This is a genomic window from Flavobacterium sp. (genome assembly GCF_027531705.1).
Taxonomy (GTDB): Bacteria; Bacteroidota; Bacteroidia; order Flavobacteriales; family Flavobacteriaceae; genus Flavobacterium.
Genome location: NZ_JAPZSP010000001.1, coordinates 1 through 19,810, shown reverse-complemented (window position 1 = coordinate 19,810; position 19,810 = coordinate 1). Strand labels below are relative to the sequence as shown.

The 19,810-nt window shown below is 31.7% G+C and carries 21 protein-coding genes; 9 read left to right on the top strand and 12 right to left on the bottom strand.

Translation table 11 applies throughout. The features are described 5' to 3' along the window. Positions 1-34: 34 nt before the first annotated feature. The 6 genes from O9267_RS00105 to O9267_RS00080 all read right to left on the bottom strand — a co-directional run bounded on the left by O9267_RS00105 (position 35) and on the right by O9267_RS00080 (position 5,484). Entirely contained in the window at positions 35-403 is a 369-nt protein-coding gene (locus tag O9267_RS00105) for a four helix bundle protein (protein ID WP_298175105.1), read from the bottom strand. Between the two features lie 53 nt (positions 404-456). Further along, positions 457-1,125 (bottom strand): YggS family pyridoxal phosphate-dependent enzyme, encoded by a 669-nt coding sequence (locus tag O9267_RS00100; protein WP_298175104.1) that lies wholly within the window; start codon positions 1,123-1,125, stop codon positions 457-459. Between the two features lie 115 nt (positions 1,126-1,240). Then, complete coding sequence (locus tag O9267_RS00095; RefSeq protein ID WP_298175103.1) at positions 1,241-2,461, bottom strand: DUF1015 domain-containing protein; 1,221 nt, start codon at positions 2,459-2,461, stop codon at positions 1,241-1,243. A gap of 146 nt (positions 2,462-2,607) precedes the next feature. Continuing rightward, entirely contained in the window at positions 2,608-3,498 is an 891-nt protein-coding gene (locus O9267_RS00090) for a 3-hydroxyacyl-CoA dehydrogenase NAD-binding domain-containing protein (RefSeq protein WP_298175102.1), read from the bottom strand. Between the two features lie 9 nt (positions 3,499-3,507). Then, a complete protein-coding gene (locus O9267_RS00085) occupies positions 3,508-4,512 on the bottom strand; it encodes a PDDEXK nuclease domain-containing protein (RefSeq protein WP_298175101.1) in 1,005 nt (334 codons plus the stop codon). 3 nt (positions 4,513-4,515) lie between these two features. After that, positions 4,516-5,484 (bottom strand): Gfo/Idh/MocA family oxidoreductase, encoded by a 969-nt coding sequence (locus tag O9267_RS00080; RefSeq protein WP_298175100.1) that lies wholly within the window; start codon positions 5,482-5,484, stop codon positions 4,516-4,518. A gap of 142 nt (positions 5,485-5,626) precedes the next feature. On the opposite strand from O9267_RS00080, the gene O9267_RS00075 reads away from it, so the two are divergent. Beyond that, positions 5,627-6,268, top strand: coding sequence for a protein-L-isoaspartate(D-aspartate) O-methyltransferase (locus O9267_RS00075; protein WP_298175099.1), 642 nt, complete (start codon positions 5,627-5,629; stop codon positions 6,266-6,268). A gap of 1 nt (position 6,269) precedes the next feature. Continuing rightward, positions 6,270-7,556 carry a T9SS type A sorting domain-containing protein gene (locus O9267_RS00070; RefSeq protein WP_298175098.1) on the top strand — a complete coding sequence of 429 codons (1,287 nt, stop codon included), beginning with the start codon at positions 6,270-6,272 and terminating at the stop codon, positions 7,554-7,556. 47 nt (positions 7,557-7,603) lie between these two features. Here O9267_RS00070 and O9267_RS00065 read toward each other — a convergent pair whose 3' ends face one another. Together O9267_RS00065 and smpB are read right to left on the bottom strand one after the other, a co-directional pair. Beyond that, complete coding sequence (locus O9267_RS00065) at positions 7,604-8,653, bottom strand: Fic family protein (RefSeq protein WP_298175097.1); 1,050 nt, start codon at positions 8,651-8,653, stop codon at positions 7,604-7,606. A gap of 75 nt (positions 8,654-8,728) precedes the next feature. Next, on the bottom strand, positions 8,729-9,181 hold the full coding sequence (gene smpB / locus O9267_RS00060) for an SsrA-binding protein SmpB (protein WP_298175096.1): 453 nt from the start codon (positions 9,179-9,181) through the stop codon (positions 8,729-8,731). A 148-nt stretch (positions 9,182-9,329) separates the two neighbouring features. On the opposite strand from smpB, the gene O9267_RS00055 reads away from it, so the two are divergent. The 3 genes from O9267_RS00055 (at position 9,330) to O9267_RS00045 (ending at position 11,976) form a co-directional block, all read left to right on the top strand. After that, positions 9,330-9,995: a hypothetical protein gene (locus tag O9267_RS00055; RefSeq protein ID WP_298175095.1), complete on the top strand. Its 666-nt coding sequence runs from the start codon at positions 9,330-9,332 to the stop codon at positions 9,993-9,995. 135 nt (positions 9,996-10,130) lie between these two features. Next, a complete protein-coding gene (locus tag O9267_RS00050; protein WP_298175094.1) occupies positions 10,131-11,660 on the top strand; it encodes a S8/S53 family peptidase in 1,530 nt (509 codons plus the stop codon). An 88-nt stretch (positions 11,661-11,748) separates the two neighbouring features. Continuing rightward, entirely contained in the window at positions 11,749-11,976 is a 228-nt protein-coding gene (locus tag O9267_RS00045; protein WP_298175093.1) for a VF530 family protein, read from the top strand. On the opposite strand, the gene O9267_RS00040 is transcribed toward O9267_RS00045, so the two are convergent. After that, positions 11,973-13,079, bottom strand: coding sequence for a hypothetical protein (locus tag O9267_RS00040; protein ID WP_298175092.1), 1,107 nt, complete (start codon positions 13,077-13,079; stop codon positions 11,973-11,975). The genes O9267_RS00045 and O9267_RS00040 overlap by 4 nt on opposite strands. Before the next feature lie 154 nt (positions 13,080-13,233). Beyond that, positions 13,234-14,436 (bottom strand): aminotransferase class I/II-fold pyridoxal phosphate-dependent enzyme, encoded by a 1,203-nt coding sequence (locus O9267_RS00035; RefSeq protein ID WP_298175091.1) that lies wholly within the window; start codon positions 14,434-14,436, stop codon positions 13,234-13,236. Between the two features lie 188 nt (positions 14,437-14,624). On the opposite strand from O9267_RS00035, the gene O9267_RS00030 reads away from it, so the two are divergent. The 4 genes from O9267_RS00030 (at position 14,625) to O9267_RS00015 (ending at position 16,174) form a co-directional block, all read left to right on the top strand. Beyond that, entirely contained in the window at positions 14,625-15,083 is a 459-nt protein-coding gene (locus O9267_RS00030) for an Lrp/AsnC family transcriptional regulator (RefSeq protein WP_298175190.1), read from the top strand. Between the two features lie 115 nt (positions 15,084-15,198). After that, complete coding sequence (locus O9267_RS00025; protein WP_298175090.1) at positions 15,199-15,444, top strand: type II toxin-antitoxin system ParD family antitoxin; 246 nt, start codon at positions 15,199-15,201, stop codon at positions 15,442-15,444. Then, positions 15,444-15,743, top strand: coding sequence for a type II toxin-antitoxin system RelE/ParE family toxin (locus O9267_RS00020; protein ID WP_298175089.1), 300 nt, complete (start codon positions 15,444-15,446; stop codon positions 15,741-15,743). Before O9267_RS00025 ends, O9267_RS00020 begins: the two co-directional genes overlap by 1 nt. 11 nt (positions 15,744-15,754) lie before the next feature. Beyond that, a complete protein-coding gene (locus O9267_RS00015; protein ID WP_298175088.1) occupies positions 15,755-16,174 on the top strand; it encodes an META domain-containing protein in 420 nt (139 codons plus the stop codon). A 177-nt stretch (positions 16,175-16,351) separates the two neighbouring features. On the opposite strand, the gene O9267_RS00010 is transcribed toward O9267_RS00015, so the two are convergent. Next, positions 16,352-18,019: a putative transporter gene (locus O9267_RS00010; RefSeq protein WP_298175087.1), complete on the bottom strand. Its 1,668-nt coding sequence runs from the start codon at positions 18,017-18,019 to the stop codon at positions 16,352-16,354. Positions 18,020-18,082: 63 nt separating this feature from the next. Then, the gene (gene pckA, locus O9267_RS00005; RefSeq protein ID WP_298175086.1) at positions 18,083-19,684 is read right to left on the bottom strand and encodes a phosphoenolpyruvate carboxykinase (ATP); all 1,602 of its coding nucleotides are present in this window, start codon (positions 19,682-19,684) and stop codon (positions 18,083-18,085) included. Positions 19,685-19,810: the final 126 nt, after the last annotated feature.

Below are 19,810 nucleotides of genomic sequence, written 5' to 3'. Positions count from 1 at the left end.
GAATTTTGTCATTGATATTGCTATTGACATTGAATCATTTTTTGTTAATTATCATTTTTGATGCTATTGCTATTAATTCTTCAACTTCCTTTATAAGCAAAAGTCTTATAGTTTCATCTCCTTCTCTTATATAGTTTAATATTTTCAACGAATTTCGAGATTCTTTTAATTCTTTAACGGCTAAACCTACTTTAAAAACAAAATCCTTATCGCTAATTGTACCTTGTGCTTCACCAAAATTTAATGAAGAACTTCCTGAAGATCTAATTAATTGATTTTTGTAATATTCATTTTCATAAGATTTATTCAAATTCCTTGTAAAGAAAATGCATTCTCCAGCAAATCGAACTAATCTATCTTCAAAATTGAAAATTTTTTCACTGAAAACATTGTTTTCTTCCATTTTTATTTTTTAAATTGATTTTTGATATTATAATTGCAATTGATTTTTGAAATTTATCGCACACCAAAGATACTACTTCCTATTCGAACCATTGTGCTTCCGCATTCGATTGCTAGTTTGTAATCGCCTGACATTCCCATTGATAAGGTTGTAGGTTGTAGGTTTTGGGTTTTAGGTAACATTTTGAGTTTGTCAAAAATTGATTTTAAATGAACAAGTTCTTTTTTTATTTGGTTTTGGTTGTCTGTGAAAGTTGCCATTCCCATTAAACCAATGACTCTAATATTTTTATAAATTTCACTATTCTGAGTAATAAATCTCAGAATTCCATTCAATTCGTCTTCATCCAATCCAAATTTACTTTCTTCTTCGGCAATAAAAATTTGAAGTAAACAATCAATAACACGATTGTTTTTTTGAGCTTCTTTATTGATTTCATGGAGTAATTTTAAACTATCAACACCGTGAATTAAGTTAACGAATGGTGCAATGAGTTTTGCTTTTCTGGATTGTAAATGACCAATAAAATGCCATTGAATATCTTTAGGTAATTCTTGATGTTTTTCAACTAATTCTTGGACATAATTTTCTCCAAAAATACGCTGACCAGCATTATACGCTTCCATCAAATCGGCAACAGGTTTGGTTTTAGAAACCGCTACAAGAGTTACGTGATTTGGAAGTTGGGATTTTATTTGGAGAAGATTTTCTTTTATTGACATTTTCTTTACTATTTCTATATTTATTGGAACACAGATTTAAGAAATTTGAGAAATTTTTAAAATTTTATAGATTTCTTAAATCTGTGTTCTCAAAAACCTAATCTTTTTTCTAAAATTACAACTCATAAACCATCAATCCACTTCTAAACTTAGGTTCGATATAAGTTGATTTTGGAGGCATGATTAAGTTGTTGTCTGCCAATGTTTTAATTTCGGAAATATCACTTGGATATAGCATAAAACCAACTTCAAATTCGCCTTCGTCAACCAATTCTTTTAGTGTCAAAATAGATTGCTTTCCAGGAATGTATTCTATTCGTTCGTCGTTTCTTAAATCTTCAATTCCGAGTAATGGTTGTAGCACTTTGTCGTATAAAATTTGAGCGTCGAGGTTTTCTAAAATATTGTCATTATTGCCATTTACTTGTTTGTAAAATAAAGCATAAAAACTACCATCAAGATACATTCCAAATTCAAACTTACTTTGTGGTTTCCAAAGTTCTTGTTCTTTTGTTTTGATAATAAAATGTTCCGATAATTTTAAAATAAAATCATCTTTAGAAAGTCCATTCAAATCACGAATAATTCGATTGAATTCATAAATTTTGACATTGCTTTCGGCAATTAGAAAACTCATGAAATAATTTAAATTTTGATTTCCCAAATGTTTATCTTGATCATATAATAATTCTGCCGATGCAGAACGATGGTGACCATCAGCAATATATAATTCAGGAATGTTTTCAAATTGATATTCTAACCACTTGATTTCAACATCAGAATCTACTTTCCAAAGTGTATGTTTTTCTTTGTTGGTTGTGGCAAAATGGTAAATTGGTTGCTCTTTTTTCTTTTCAGAAATCCAGTCATTTAATTCTAAATTATCAGGATACGTTATCAAAACTGGTTCTGTATTAAAACCTGTTTGATGCAAATAATCTTTGAATAATTCCACTCGATATTGCAACGTATCTTCGTGTTTTTTGATGACATTGTTTTTGTAATCAGCAATTGAAGTTCCGCATACAATTCCGGTAAATGATTGACTTTTCGTCTGAATTTCATACAAAAAGAAAGCTGGTTTAGTATCTTCAAGAAAAATACCATCGTTTTTGAAATCTTGGTATTTATGAGCGACACCTTTAAAACGTTTATCCAAAGTAATCTTTTGCGAATGAACGTAAGCAGGATTTATGACATGTAAAAACGAATACGGATTGAAATCCAACCACGAAGCCAATTCCGCAGGAGAATAATCATCATAATTACGACAAGTTACCAACGCGACTTTATCTGGAGTTGGACGAACGGCTTTGAAAGGGATTATTTTGCTCATATTTTATAGTTTTCAGTCTCAGTCTCAGTATTCAGTTTACTGCGACTGAAAACTGTGACTCTTTACTTCAAAAATTGTTTAGAAACTTTTTTTTTATAGTTTTCAGTCTCATTATTCAGTTTACTGCGACTGAAAACTGTGACTGTTTACTTCAAAAATTGCTTTGCAATTTTCTCTGCTTTTTTACTTTCCGAATAATCATAGAAACCTTCACCCGATTTTACTCCGAGTTTTCCGGCCATTACCATATTTACTAAAAGTGGGCAAGGAGCATATTTTGGATTTTTGAATCCGTCGTACATCACGTTTAAAATTGAAAGACAAACGTCTAAACCAATAAAGTCTGCTAATTGCAATGGTCCCATTGGATGTGCCATTCCTAATTTCATTACCGTATCAATTTCTTCAACGCCAGCAACTCCGTTATATAATGTTTCGATAGATTCGTTAATCATTGGCATTAGAATTCTGTTGGCTACAAATCCTGGGTAATCGTTTACTTCTGTTGGAGTTTTTCCTAATTTTATAGATAAATCCATGATGATTTTAGTCACTTCATCTGAAGTAGAATAACCGCGGATAATTTCAACCAATTTCATAATCGGCACCGGATTCATAAAATGCATTCCGATTACGCGTTCTGGATGAACAACTTGAGCTGCAATTTGCGTGATAGAAATTGAAGAAGTATTGGTTGCTAAAATCACATTATGATCGCAAACTTCACTCAATTGTTTGAAGATATTCAGTTTCAAAGTTACATTTTCTGTTGCGGCTTCAACTACTAAATCACAACCAACAACACCATCTTTTATGTCGGTGTAAGTGATTATATTTCCGATTGTTTTGTGTTTGTCGTCTTCGGTAATTGTTCCTTTTGTAACCATTCGGTCAAGGTTAGAAGCAATTGTTGCCATTGCTTTTGCAATTGTAACTTCTGATTTGTCTATTAATTTTACGGTAAATCCGCTTTGTGCAAAAGTGTGAGCAATTCCGTTGCCCATCGTTCCTGCGCCTATTACAGCTATTGTTTTCATTATGTTTGTTTAGTTTGTATGTTTTAAAATTTCTATTTCTCGTCTAATTTCAGTCAATAATTGTTCTTCTGTTGGAAGATATAATTGGTATTGACTTGCTAAAATGGAATTGTTGTTTTCTGGTAATGAGTATTTTACTACGGCATCATTTTTATTGGCACAAAGTAAAATTCCAATCGTTGGTTTTTCGTGAGCTACTTTTTCAACACGATCATAGTAGTTCACATACATTTGAAGTTGACCTAAATCTTCATGCGTTAATTTGTGTGTTTTAATTTCAAATAAAACAAAACATTGCAACAATCGATTGTAAAAAACCAAATCTATAAAAAACTCATCTCCATCTAAATGAATTCGTTTTTGTCTTGCAACAAATGAAAATCCGTTTCCAAGTTCTAAAAGAAAATCTTGAAGATTGGTGATTATTGCTTGTTCAAAATCTTTTTCGTAATAAGCACTTTCACGTTTTAATCCTAAAAATTCTAGAATTAATGGATCTTTTATAATTTCATTTGGATTGGTTGGAATGACTTCATTTCTAGCAACAGCCAAAACACTTTCTTTGTCATTACTCAATAACAATCGTTCAAATAATTGACTGTTTATTTGTCGCTCCATTTGACGAACCGACCAATTATTTTTTGCGGTTTCTGCTATGTAATATTCCCTTTTATCTTCATTATCAACTCCTAAAAGTAATTTGTAATGCGACCAGCTCAATTGCGTCCGCAGTGTGGACGCAATTGGAAAAGTTCTATAAAATTGTCTATAACGTTCTAATTGTCTTACAGAAAATCCGCTTCCATATCCAGGTTGAAGTTGCTCAGATAAATATTTTATTAAATAATTACCATAATCAGCTCGGTCTTTTCCTTGTTGTTCTTCGTTAAAAATTCTTTCGCCAATATGCCAATACATTACCGTTCGATGATGATCTACCGAACGAATTGCGCCTTCTTTTGCCTTAGCAATTAAAGATTTTATTTCATAAATTAAGTTTTGGGAAAGGTTCATTTTTTATTTTTCATTCATCGAATCAATAATCATATAAGCAACTCGTAACGCTTCGGTTCCGTCTTCTAATGTTACAATTGGAGTTGTATTATTTACAATTGCATCAGCAAAAGTTTCTAATTCATCCAAAATGGCATTATTTGGAGAAACTTCCGGATTGTTGAAATAAATTTGCTTCTTTTCGCCTTCAGCATTTTGTAAAATCATATCAAAATCACCTGGAACTTCTGGCGCGTCTTTCATTTTTACCACTTCACAAATTTTATCTAAATAATCTACAGAAATGTAGGCGTCTTTTTGAAAGAAACGTGATTTACGCATGTTCTTCATTGAAATTCTACTCGAAGTAATGTTGGCAACACAACCATTTTCAAATTCAATTCGAGCATTGGCAATATCTGGCGACTGACTTAAAACAGAAACTCCACTTGCATGAACGGCTTTAACTTTTGATTTTACTACACTCAGAATTGCGTCAATATCATGAATCATCAAATCTAAAACCACTGGAACATCTGTACCACGAGGATTAAATTCTGCCAAACGGTGCGTTTCTATAAACATCGGATTTTCGATTTGATCTTTTACAGCAATGAATGCTGGATTAAAACGTTCAACGTGTCCAACTTGACCTTTAACATTGTATTCTTTTGCTAAAGCAATGATTTCTTGTGCTTCTTCTACTGTTGTTGCAATGGGTTTTTCTATGAAAACGTGTTTACCACTTTTGATGGAAACTTTAGCGCATTTATAATGAGAAAGAGTAGGAGTTACAATATCAATAACATCTACTGCGTGAATTAATTTGGCAATAGTATCAAATTGTTTGTATCCAAATTCGGCAGCTATTTTTGCTCCATTTTCTTGATTTTCATCATAAAAACCAACCAATTCGTATTTTTCTGATTGTTGTAATAAACGCAAATGTATTTTTCCGAGGTGACCGGCACCTAAAACGCCAACTTTGAGCATAAAATTAAATTTTATCAAAAGTACAATTTTAGTTTTTAGTTTAAAAGTTTAGAGGTTTAAAAGTTTAAGAGTTTTTTGGAATTTGGAATTTGTTTATTGATATTTTTAACTTTATTTTTACCAAACTAAAATACATGCCCAAGTGAAAGATACAAATAAACATCAAGGACTTCGAAATCAATTAGCAAAAGTTCTTGAGGAGAAAGGAATTGCCGATAAAAATGTTTTGGAAGCCATCAAAAAAATTCCAAGACACTTGTTTTTGAATTCTAGTTTTGAAGATTTTGCTTATCAAGATAAAGCATTTCCAATAGGTGCTGGGCAAACAATTTCACAACCTTATACAGTTGCTTTTCAATCGCAGTTACTAGAAGTTAAAAAAGGCGATAAAATTTTGGAGATTGGAACAGGTTCGGGTTACCAAACGGCTGTTTTGTGCACAATGGGAGCAACTGTTTATACAATTGAAAGACAAAATGAATTATTTAAATCAACCTCATTATTATTACCAAAATTAGGAATTCGACCTAAACATATATCATTTGGTGATGGTTATAAGGGTTTACCAAATTACGCTCCTTTTGATAGCATTATAGTTACTGCTGGTGCGCCAATTATTCCAAAACCTTTAATGGCACAACTAAAAATCGGAGGAAGATTAGTTATTCCAGTTGGAGAAAACGAACAAATCATGACCATGTTGATTCGTAAAAACGAAACTCAATTTGAGAAGCATGAATTTGGTGATTTTAAATTTGTACCTTTATTGGAAAATAAAAATTAACATGATAAAAAAATTACTCTTCCTAATTCTTCCTTTAGTTGGGTTTTCGCAAGGATACACCAGTTATTTTACAGGAAATACCACAAATATAACTACTGCAACTTCTTTTGGTGTTTGCTTAATGGGTGGCGCAACTGAAAATGATAATGCTATGAAATGGTTATTACAGAAAGCTAATGGTGGTGATGTAGTAGTTTTAAGAAGTTCAGGTAGCAATGGATACAATAATTATTTGTATTCTGAACTTGGAATTCCTGTAAATTCAGTAGAGACATTAGTAATAACTTCGGTTGCAGGAGCTACAAATCCTTATGTATTAAACAAAGTTGCCAATGCAGAAATGATTTGGTTTGCTGGTGGAGATCAGTTTAATTATGTTTCTTATTTTAAAGATAATGCGTTAGAAGATTTATTGAATAATCATATCAATGTAAAAAATGCTCCTATTGGTGGAACAAGCGCGGGAATGGCTATACTTGGAGGACATTATTTTTCTGCTCAAAATGGTTCTGTCACTTCAACACAAGCTATGACAAATCCATTTGCTAGCAATGTAACTCTTGGTAACAATGATTTTTTAAATGTGCCTGTTTTAAATAATGTAATAACAGATACGCATTTTGATAATCCTGATAGAAAAGGAAGATTAATGACTTTTATGGCAAGATTATATAATAGTTTTTTTGGAACAAATTACGGAATTGCATGTAATGAATATGTTGCTGTTTGTATTGATAATGAAGGGAACACACAAGTATTTGGCGATTATCCAAATTATCAGGAATTTGCTTATTTTACTGTACCAAATTGTATAAGTGGGAGTATGCCAGAAATCCTTCAACCTAATGTGCCATTGACATGGAATGTAAATGGAGAAGCAGTTTCGGCGTATAAAGTGGCTGGTTTACCTAATGGTTCTCCAGTTTTCAACATTTACAATTTTTACCAATATTATCAAGGATTGGGCGGAAGTTGGAAAAATTGGAAAGTTGTAAATGGCGTTTTTACTGAATCAAATGGAAATCAACCGTTGTCATGTTTGTTAACAAATGATGATTTTCAAAAAAATCAAATTGTTTTATATCCTAATCCTGTAAATAATATTTTGATAATAGATGGAATTGCAAATTACAATTATTCAATTTATGATTCATTAGGAAAGTTGATAAATGTTTCAAGTTATGGCAATTCAAATGAAATAGATGTTTCCTCGCTAAGTATTGGAATTTATCTGATAAAAATAGCATATAAAGAAAAAATCATAACAAAGAGATTTAATAAGATATAAAACAAACCCTAAATAAAATTACTTATTAAAAGGGTTTGTTAAATAAATTACGGTCGAATAATATCAAGATATCGCTCTAAACACTCTTTTTCAATATTGGCAATAAAAAGTAAAAAATCTTCCTTGTTACCAGATGTCTGAGCATTTTCTAACGATTGATAATAACGCATTCTTGATTCATAATCACCTTTAATATTGGCAATAACATAGCCATTTTGAAGCAAAATTAAATTCATAACCAAACGAGAAGTTCTTCCGTTTCCATCTATAAATGGATGAATGGTTACTAATCTTTCATGCATTTCAGCTGCTAGAATTATTGGATGTAATTTGTTTTTGTTTTCATCATACCAAATAAAGTAATCTTCCATTTCTTTTGGAACCATATAAGGTTGTGGCGGCATGTGTGAACTTCCTTTTATCATTACTTGCACACGACGATAACGACCAGCATCTTCGGGGATGATTCCTCTTAGAATTAAGTTATGGATTGAAAGTAGTTCTCTTTCATTGAAAGGGAAATTTCTTTCCATAAGTTGCTTTATGTATCCAATAGCTTCAACGTGATTGATTGCTTCAAGGTGTTCACGCATACTTTTGCCAGAAATAGTTAAACCTTCATTGATAACCAAATCGGTTTCTCGTAAGGTTAGCGTGTTTCCTTCTATTCTGTTACTTTCAAAAGTATATTCGAGTTCTAAAGCTTGGGCAATTCTAAAACTATCAAATTCTCTAAAAGAATCTAATTGTTTTTTCATTGTATCAATTTCGTCTAATATTGATTGAAGATTTTTGGAAATAATTCTCTTGCTAATTTTATAACTATTTTCAATTTCTTCTCTAACCATTGACATTGCTTGTAAAGCCAAGTTATCATCTCCAATTTCATAAAGAATTTTTTCTTTTAGCCAAGCAATCATTAATGTTTCAAAATCTATATCTAATAAAGAGGCTAATTTTGAAATTTGTTCTTTGGTTGGTCTTCTTGAACCATTTTCAAACTTACTTATTAGGGCTTGATCAATTTTTAGTAGTTGAGCAACTTCTCTTGTTTTTAAGCCTTTTTTCTCTCTTGCATTTTTTAATAGCGTTTTCATTTTTATGACTTTTAAATTCTTGACAAATTTAGTCATATTTTTAAATAAAAAAAACTTTCCTACTATTTTATATATTTAATAAGCTTTTTTAATTCTATCTATATCTCGTTTGGTATCTTGTTCTTTTAATGATTCACGTTTGTCATACGTTTTTTTACCACGACATAAAGCAATATCTAGTTTCGCCATTCCTTTTTCATTGGTGAACAATTTAAGAGGAACAATTGTCAAACCTTTAGATTGAACATCACGTGCAAGTTTTTTTAATTCTCGCTTATTAAGAAGTAATTTTCGTTCGCTACGAGATTTGTGGTTAAACTGATTACCAAAAGCATATTCTTCAATATAAGTATTGATAGCGAATAACTCATTATTATTAAATTCACAAAAGCTTTCTGCAATTTGAGCTTTTCCTAAACGAATAGATTTTATTTCTGTTCCAGTAAGCACAATACCAGCAGTATAAGTATCAATTATCTCGTAATCGAACTTAGCTCTTTTATTTAATATATTAATAGTTTTTAGCATTGGCACAAATGTACTATAAAAAAGATTTTTTATGCAATTTAAAATGGCTATTTTAAGGTTAAAAAAAAAATCAAACAATGATTTATATCAGTTTTTCAATGAATCGGAGCTATTAAATTTGTCACATAATTTTAAAACTAAAAACAAAATGAAAAAATTATTTTTAATTGCAGGAATTGCTTTAATGAGTTTAACAGCTAGTGCTCAAGATTTCAAAGCTAAGGCAGGAGACGTGACTGTTGATTTAGCAGTTGCTGGAGGTTTAGGAAACACTACAGTAAATTTAGCAGATCAAGGTTTTGGTAATGGAGCTATGATTAGAGGTCGTTATTTTAAAACAGAAAAACTTGCTTATAGAGGATTAGTATTTTTAGTATCTGGTAGTTCAACAGATAAATCAGTTCCTAATTCTGAAGCAAAAAATTCTAATACAGGAATCGGACTTGGATTTGGTGTTGAAAAACATTTCACAGGAACGGATAGATTAGCTACATATGTTGGTTTTGACGGAATTTTAGCATTTAATTCTGTAAAAGATGAAACTACATTAACTGCTGGAGGAACTACAGTTACTACTGAGATAAAAGGACCAAATGATTTCAGAATTGGTGTAAGAGGTGTTTTTGGAGCAGATTATTATTTTGTAAAAAGAGCCTACATAGGTGTTGAAGCTGGCTTAGGTCTATATTATAAAAGCATAGGAAAAGAAACTACATCTGTTACAGGAGCGCCAGATGTTGAAGTTGATGGAAGTTCTTCATTTAACATTTCACCTTCAATTGTTACTGGATTTAGATTAGGTTACGCTTTCTAAAAAAATAAGTTATTGGTTAGTATCGATTAGTACTCGGTCGGAAAAGTCGCTGTTCTTAATTGAATAGCGATTTTTTTTGTGATTATTAAAAAAAATATGCTACATTCGTAAAACCAACCTTAAAAAAATAACAATATGACAAAGAAATTTCTCTTGCTGCTAAGTCTTTCTATCATTTTTTTAGCATCCTGTAACCAAGATAATCATGAAGACATTACCATTGACGCTTCAAAAACTTCTGCTCTTACAGCTGAAAGAATAAATACCTCAATTGACGAATCTATTTCTGTTAGAAATACTTTTGATTGGAGTCAAGTTGATGATAATTTTCTATGGAGTGCTATTCAACGAGGAAATTATATTGCAACCATCGGTTTTGGAACTTCCAAAAATGATTTTGATAGAAGTAAATCTCCTGATAACCAAAAAATTGAGCAAGAACTTTTGGATATTATACAGCATTATGAAGGGAAATCGCTAGATAAAATTGTAATTTCATCAGATAAATTTTTGAATTTAGTAGATGTTTTAATTGAAAAGCAAGAAACTGTTATTGCTTTAAGAAAAAGTCAATATATCCGCTATTTTGAGCCATCAGATTATAAATATTTTCAAAATAATGCCCCTTATAGAGCTTCAAATGCTAATGGTTCTTCTAACACAACGAACTCATCTGGTTCATCTGGTTGTGGTTATGAGTCTGAAGTATTAAATTCAGCTGATTATACTACAGTTACTCCAAATGCTAAGGCACCTTGGACATTTTATAAACATAATATTCCTGCGGCTTGGAGTTTCAGTTCTGGTGCTGGAGTTACAATAGGTGTTGTTGATACTGGAATTTCTCCTAGTCAATCACTTATGGGGTCAAGTTTTAACAATGGTTTGTCAACTGGACGAACTGTTTACAAATATGGTGTTTATGTAGATTCTATTTGGCCTTGGAGTACAACTACTGATGGTCCAAATGATCAATGTGGTCATGGTACAAGTATGGCGTCGGTTGCGGCTGCACCAAGAAATGCTAACGGAATGCCTGTTGGTGTTGCTTACAACGCAAATTTAATAACATATAGAGCAGCTTCAAATGTAGTTTTAGATGGTTATCATGAACAAAATGGTGTTAAAAATGCTTTTGTCGCTTTAGGAAATAACGCTGCAGTAAAAATTATTTCAATGTCGATGGGACATATTTTTTCTGTTGGAAAGATTGAAGATGGTGTTAAATATGCTTATAGCAAAGGAAAACTGATTTTTTGTGCTGGCGGAACTTCTACAAGTTTCACCAATTTTGTAGGTGTAATTTTTCCAGCTTCTATGGCTGAAGCGGTAGCTGTAACTGGTGTTGTAGAAAATACTTCTAATGTAAAATGTGATGTTTGTCATTCTGGTGGAAAAATAGATTTTACTATTCAAATGCAAAGAGCAACTTCTGGAAATACGGTTCCTGTGAATAGTTATTACAACGCACAAACCGATTATGTTGGTGGTTCATCGGTTGCTACAGCTACTACTGCCGGAATTGCAGCTTTGGTTTGGGCTAAAAATCCAACTTGGACACGTGATCAAGTATTGACTAAAATGAAGCAATCTTCAACTTATTATCCAGTTAAAAATGCTGAATATGGTCATGGAAACATCAATGCTTTGTTAGCAGTTCAATAAGAAAATATTATAAAAAGTTAAAACCATCAAGAAGTAATTTTTGATGGTTTTTTTATTGAGTTCTGTTTGAGAATTGTACTTTTGTTGTATGCAAAAATCGAAAGATCCACTTCACGGAATTACACTTCAAAAAATTGTTGAAACACTTGTTGACTATTACGGTTTTGATACTTTGGCGGAATTGATAAACATTAAATGTTTTAAAGAAAACCCGAGTGTGAAATCGAGTTTGACTTTTCTTCGTAAGACCGATTGGGCAAGAAAAAAAGTAGAAGACTTGTACCTTAGAACATTAACAAAATTCAACAAAAATTAATTAGAATATTGAATTTTTTTTATTCTTTCTCCGTTTTCATATTCTATAATAATTACTTGATTGAATGTTTCTAAGGAAATTTTTTGCCCTAAAAGATTATATACATTTTTTATTTTTGAATTTACTGTAGTTGTTTCAATTTGAGTATTGCTTAACGATTGTTCAGAATCTTTTGAAACTAATTCACGATAATTCTCGGTAGAACTTGAAGTATTATTTTCTGTTGGAAGCATTAATAAACTTTCATTATGATTTGTAATATTGTATTTTAAAATCATATTATCATTATCGGTAATGAATAAACAAGCTATTTCCTTTGTAGAATTTAAATAAACTAAATCATTAGATGGATAATAGTTCATAAAATTTGATGTTAATTGATTTGTAGAAATTATTGAGCCATTATTCTTATTAAGCTCAATAATATAATTAACACTTTGGTTTCCAGTATAATCATCTTTTCTTATAAACAATCTGTTATCAGCAAAAATAATTCCTTTGTAGGAAACACCTAAATTTTGCCCATCAAGTGTAAAAGTATTTAGTGCTTCTGTTAGAATGTTGTACTTCAATAATTTATTTCCTAAGATTATAAATATTTCGTTGGTGCTATCCGATTTTGTAGAGCCATATCCATTGGTAGCTATGGTAACTTCCCAAGTATGAGAATTAATTATGAAGTTGTCAATTTTACTCAACTCAAATAATGTTAATTCATAATTCATGCCACCAGTATTGAGTAATTTTGTTGCAAAAATTCGATTATTTAGATGAATAATTTCTCTAAAAAATAAAGGAGCATTTGTTAAACCTTGGAAAGAATTTATTGGTGTAAAATAGGTTCCATCATGTTCATAAACTATATTTTCTGAAAATGAGAATATGCTATTAGTTTGATTATCATATTCAAGCCCACTTGGAATAAGTGATGGATTGCTATTTTGTGAGAAAAAATTAGTACTAATGATACTTCCATTTGTAGTATTTACTTCTGATAAATATTCAGTAGTCATGGAATTATCAGTAACTGTTTTAGTAACAAATAGGTTTTGACTAACCATAAAAAATGGTACTAATACTATTCCTAATGAGAATTTCTTCATAATCTTATTTTTTTAAAAAATGGCATTTCAAATATAATAAAAATATATAACAGTTTGAAATAGAGAAAAAAAAACCGTCAAAGCCAAAGCTCCAACGGTAATTCCTATCTAACTTAAATAATCTGAAAATTCGCAAATAAATAATCAATGAAATTTACAAAACGCCCAATTCAATCATACATTCTTTCATTGATTGGTAGGTTCTTTCAATATCATTATCCAAGCCAATGGAAAAACGAATTAAACCGTCGGTTAATCCCATTTCTTTTTGTTCTTCTAGCGGAATTTCGGAAGATGTTGACGTTCCGGGTGCGCTGAATAAAGTTTTGTAAAAACCCAAACTCACTGCCAAATAGCCCAAATTTTTGTCTTGCATCAATTCCATTAGTTCGTTGGCTTTGTCAATGGTTCCCACATCAACCGTCATCATTCCTCCAAAACCATATTCAGGATTTATCATTCCAGCATACAATTTATGACTTGGATGACTTGCCAAACCAGGATAAACTACTTTCAAACCATCATTTTCGAATTTGTTTGCCAAATACATTGCATTAGAACTATGTTGTTTCATTCGGATGTGAAGCGTTCTTAAGTTTTTCATTACCGAAGCACTTCGCAAACTATCCATTGTCGGTCCAAGAAGCATACTTGCTCCTGAATTCACATCTTTCAAGCTATTAATAAATTCACGAGAACCACAAACTACACCGCCAACTGTATCGCTACTTCCATTGATGTATTTGGTTAAAGAATGAATCACAATATCAGCACCCATTTGAGCAGGCGCAACCGATAAAGGTGAAAAAGTATTGTCAACCACTAATTTCAAATTGTGTTTGATAGCCAATTTAGCTAAGCCAGTAATATCAGCCACTTCCAATAACGGATTACTAACCGTTTCACAATATAAAACTTTGGTGTTTGGAGTAATAGCAGCTTCCACAACATCTAATTTAGTGATGTCAACAAAAGTTGTTTTAATACCAAATCGAGGTGTGAAGTTTTTCAAAAATGCATACGTTCCTCCATAAATAGTGCGGCTTGAAACAATATGATCACCATTACCACACAATTGCAAAAGAGTAGGAGTAATGGCGCCCATTCCAGAAGCCGAAACATTAGCCGCTTCTGTTCCTTCCATAGCTGCAATTGCTTTGTCTAAATACAAATTACTTGGCGACGAATGACGCGAATATAAGTAGCAACCTTCGGCATTTCCTTCAAATGTATCAAACATAGTTTTAGCCGAAAGAAAGGTATAAGTAGAAGAATCGGAAATAGATGGATTGACACCACCAAATTCTCCAAAGTATTGTAAATCTTGAATTTTGTCTGCTGGATTGAAGTTTTTCATTAGTTTTTTGTTGTCAGTTGTCAGTTATTTTTGTTATCTGTTGTTCAAAATTCGTTATTATTAGATTAATAGTCAATGATTTTATATAAAATTAGATTTTAAAACTATTAATGAATTTTTATAAAGAAAAAACAACTATTTTTGTATATAAAACAGCTTTTAAATAGATAATATAAAACAACTGATAACTGCAAATGGACACAATCGACAAAAAACTGCTGCAATTGCTACAACATGACACTAAGAAAACCACTAAAGAACTTTCGTTGAAGCTCAATCTTTCGGTAACTGCGGTTTATGAGCGGATTAAAAAACTGGAGCGCGAAGGAATTATTGCCAAATATGTTGTTTTGCTCGATAAAGAAAAAGTAGGGAAGAACTTTGTGGTTTTTTGCCATTTGAAATTGATACAACATACCAAAGAGTTTTTGACCAAGTTTGAAAGCGAAGTAGTGCAACTAAAAGAAGTTCTCGAATGCCATCATGTGAGCGGTGATTATGATTATATTTTGAAAATAGCCGTAAAAAACATGGAAGAATACCGCGAGTTTTTGGTAACCAAACTTACCACACTAGAACATATAGGAAGTACTCACAGTACGTTTATGATAAGCGAAGTTAAGAATACTACGGTTTTGGAGTTGTGATAAAATCTATGACTTTTATTGATGGATATAGGAATAAGAAATATTTTTTAACTCAAAAAAATTAAAATTAATTTGTATTGAATACCAATAATTGGTATTTTTACCAAAAAAAATTATGGCACGAAATACTTCAATTTTGTTAGGTGACTATTTTGAAAATTTTATTAATGAGCAAATTTCTTCGGGAAAATATAGTTCTGTAAGCGAGGTTGTTAGAACAGCATTGCGAATATTTGAAGAGAGAGAAAACAGTACAAAGTCATTAGTGAATGAACTTAAAATAGGTGAAAAAAGTGGCAAGATTAAAAATTTTGATAGAAATAAAAACCTTGAACAGCTAAATACCAATTTTCAGAAATAATGCCAACTTATATCATTAGTGAAAAAGCACTTGAGGACATTAATAAGATTTGGATTTACACAGCTGAAAATTGGTCTGTTGAACAAGCAAATCGATATTATAATTTAATTTTTGATGAGATTGAATATATTGCTGCTAATTTTTTGATGGCACGTGATTTTGAAAATATCAGAAAAGGTTATAGATTTTCTAAAATAAAATCACATCTTATTTTTTTTAAGAAAAATAAGTTTAACGAAATTGAAGTCATCAGAGTTTTACATGAAAGAATGGATATTGATAATAGATTAGCAGATTAAATAAAAACCCAATGAAACTCCCAATACTATTCCTAACAATCCTATTTTTCTCTAGCTGCAAACCAAAAGAGGAATTAGCGACCAACGACCAAGCCCTAAAAAGAGTATGGATGCTAACAAGTTTTAAAGATTTTGAGAAAGAAAAACTCATGCAATTTCAAGCATTTATTGACTTGACAACGGTAGAAAAAGGCACTGCCAAAATGGGTTGTAATGCTATCTTTTTTACTTATAATGTAAAAGGAAACAACATAATCAACTTTTCCAACGTAGGAAGCACCGAAATGTATTGCAATGAAAAAATGGAAGTTGAAAACGCTTTTGTGAAAGAAATTGCAAGTTATAAAACCTACGAAGTAAAAGGACACAAACTAATCCTAACAAACGACAAAAACGAACAAATAGAATGTATTGCCCAAGATTGGGATTGATTTTGTTTCACAAGAATTTTTTGAAAAGTATTCAATTAGTGAAATAATGACTATTTTTTTATTCGTGCTAATTGGTGTAATTCGTGTCAACTTTCAATGCAATTTGTGTCTAAATAAAATTATCCCGACTAATTGAATAATCGGGAAAATTTTAAAACCAACAAATATGAACCTTGTTTAAGAGAACATTAAAATGAGTAATTGTGCAACGATAATTCTCAAAATCATCGTTAGCGGATATACAGTTGCATAAGTTGCAGACGGTATATCATTTCCAGCGATTTTTAGGGCAAAAGCCAACGCTGGCGGATCGGTAGAAGCTCCTGCCAATAATCCGCAGATTTCAAAGAAATTCTTTTTAAAATATCTTTTAGCAATAATGCCAACAACAAGCAATGGAACAATGGTGATTAGAATTCCTAATCCAATCCAATAAAAACCATTTCCACCTGCAAAGGCTTCCACTAGTTTAGAACCACTGCTTAATCCAACACTAGTGAGGAATAAGGTAATCCCTAATTCTCTAATCATCAAATTGGCGCTATTGGTGGTGTAATTGTTTAGGTAGAATTTATTTCCAAAACGACTTAAAAGCAAAGCTATGATAAGCGGACCACCAGCCAAACCAATTTTGACAGGAACAGGAATATTTGGTATTTGAAAAGGAATGCTACCGACAATAATACCAAGTACAATTCCGATAAAAATAGGAGCAATGTCTGGCACTTCTAATCGTTTGAGAGAATTTCCTAATACATTGGTAATACGTTCCAAACCTTCTTTAGAACCAACCACTTTGATAGTGTCACCCAATTGAAGCGAAATATTTCCATTAGGAACCATTTGTGTACCAGCACGATACAATCTTGTAAAAGTGAAATCATGTTGGTTAAATTCAGGAATATCGCCTAATCGTTTGTGTGTAATATTTTTGTTGGTAACCATCACATGACTAGAAACCAAATTGCTATCTAAAGCTGTTTTCAGATTCATGTCACTTTCAGAACCGATAATTAATTCTAATTGTTCAAAAGTGTTTTTGGATGCTACAATTAACAGAACATCATTTTCAGATAGAATTTCCTTCGGTGTTGGAGAAATAATAGTTCCTTTATGAAACATTCTAGACACTACAATCGGTGTTTTGATAATTTCAAAAATGGCACTAATAGGTTTTCCAACTAGTTGATGATTTTCTAATTTTAAATGTTTAGAAATCACTCTATCTTCTCTAAGATTCGCCAATTTATTCTGTAGTTCGGTTTCATGTTCAATGTTTACTCTAAATATTTTTTTGAGCACAAGCATCGCAATAATAATCCCAAAAACCCCAAAAGGATAAGCAACTGCATAAGCCAATGTTACCATTGAAGCATCAGCAGTTGTTTGATGTAAATTGGTCATTGTAGTTTGAGCAGCTCCAAGTCCAGGAGTGTTTGTTACGGCTCCACTCATAATCCCAGTCATAATAGAAATAGGATTGGATGAAAAGTAAAACAAAATCAACGTGGTTACTACTCCAAACAGTACTACTAAGCCAGCTAGCATATTGGTAACAAGTGCATTTCTGTTTAAAGAAGCAAAAAAACCAGGTCCAACTTGCAATCCGAGTGTATAGACAAATAGGACTAATCCAAATTCTTTGAGGAAATCTTGTAATTCAGGATTAATGGAAACACCCATAAAAGAAAAGAACAAGCCAATGAATAAAACCCAAGTTACTCCAAGTGAAACGCCAAAGATTTTTATTTTCCCGAACCAAATTCCTAGTGCAATCACAACACCAAAAACTATAATTGTTTGTGCAAATGATTGCTTTGTGAGTAAATCAACTATCCAGTCCATTTTTTTGTTTTTTAAATACCAATGGAAAGATAATCATTTCCATTGGTATTAGTATAAAGTAACTTATAAACTTGGTCCAGCAGCTACTAATCTTTTACCTTCTTCGGTATCGGTATATTGCTCAAAGTTTTTATTGTAAAGAGAAGTCAACTTTTTAGCTTTTTCTTCCCATTCTGCCACATTACTATAACTAGTTCTTGGGTCAAGAATATTGTCAACATTAGTTAGTGTTTTAGGAGCAGTCAAGTTCAAGAAAGGAACTTTTACAGTTTCTGCGTTATCGATAGAACCATCAATAATGGCATCTATTATAGCACGAGTATTTTTTAGAGAAATACGTTTTCCGGTTCCGTTCCAACCTGTGTTTACCAAGTAAGCTTTGGCATTGTGTTCTTTCATTTTAGACACCAATGTTTTAGAATACATAGTTGGGTGTAAGGTTAAGAAAGCTTCTCCAAATGCTGGTGAGAATGAAGGTTGAGGTTCTGTAATTCCACGTTCAGTTCCTGCTAATTTAGAGGTAAATCCGCATAAGAAATGGTATTGAGCTTGGTCTTCATCTAAGATAGAAACTGGAGGCAATACACCAAAAGCATCTGCAGATAAGTAAATAATTTTGCTTGCATGTCCAGCTTTAGAGGGAAGCACAATTTTATTAATATTATAAATTGGATAAGAAACACGAGAGTTTTCAGTTATAGAGTGATCATAATAATCAACTTCTCCATATTCGTTTACCACCACATTTTCTAACAAAGCATCACGTTTAATAGCTCTCCAAATATCTGGTTCATTTTCTTCAGATAAATCAATTACTTTGGCATAGCATCCACCTTCGTAGTTAAAGACACCATTGTCGTCCCAACCGTGCTCATCATCACCAATCAAATAACGTTTTGGATCGGCAGATAGAGTAGTTTTTCCAGTTCCAGAAAGTCCGAAGAAGATAGCAACATCACCTTTTTCGCCAACATTAGCAGAACAGTGCATAGAAGCCATTCCTTTCAGCGGTAGATAATAGTTCATCATTGCGAACATTCCTTTTTTCATTTCGCCACCATACCATGTTCCACCAATAATTTGAATTTTTTCAGTAAGGTTGAATAATACGAAATTTTCAGAGTTTAGACCATGTTCTTTCCAATTAGGATTTGTTGCTTTTGAACCGTTCATTACAATAAAATCTGGTTCGCCAAAGTTTTCAAGTTCATAAATAGAAGGTCTAATAAACATGTTGGTAACAAAATGCGCTTGCCATGCTACTTCCATGACGAAACGTACTTTTAGTCTTGTATCAGCATTTGTTCCGCAAAAGGCATCTACTACGTATAATTTTTTAGAAGCAGAAAGTTGTTTTAGAACTAAATGTTTCAATTCGCTCCAAACTCCTTGAGTTGTTGGAAAGTTTACCTTGTCGTCCCAGTAAATAGTATCTTTGGTAACATCATCTTTCACAATATATCTATCTTTAGGAGAACGGCCTGTGAAAACACCTGTTTTTACAGCTACAGCACCAGATTCGGTAACCGCACCTTTTTCATAACCTTTTCTCAAATGAGAAGTTTCCGCTTGAAATAATTCTTCATAACTAGGATTGTAAACTACCTCGTGATAACCAGTAATTCCTAAATTGTGTAATTCTTGTATGACTTTAATGTTTTTCATCTTGAAATGATTTTAATTATATGATTTATATTGGTTAAATTTTATATTTCAAAGTTCCAATTTTTAAGCATTTAAAAAACTGATAAATGTCATACAAGAATTACACAATTTAGGAATTACTGGTTA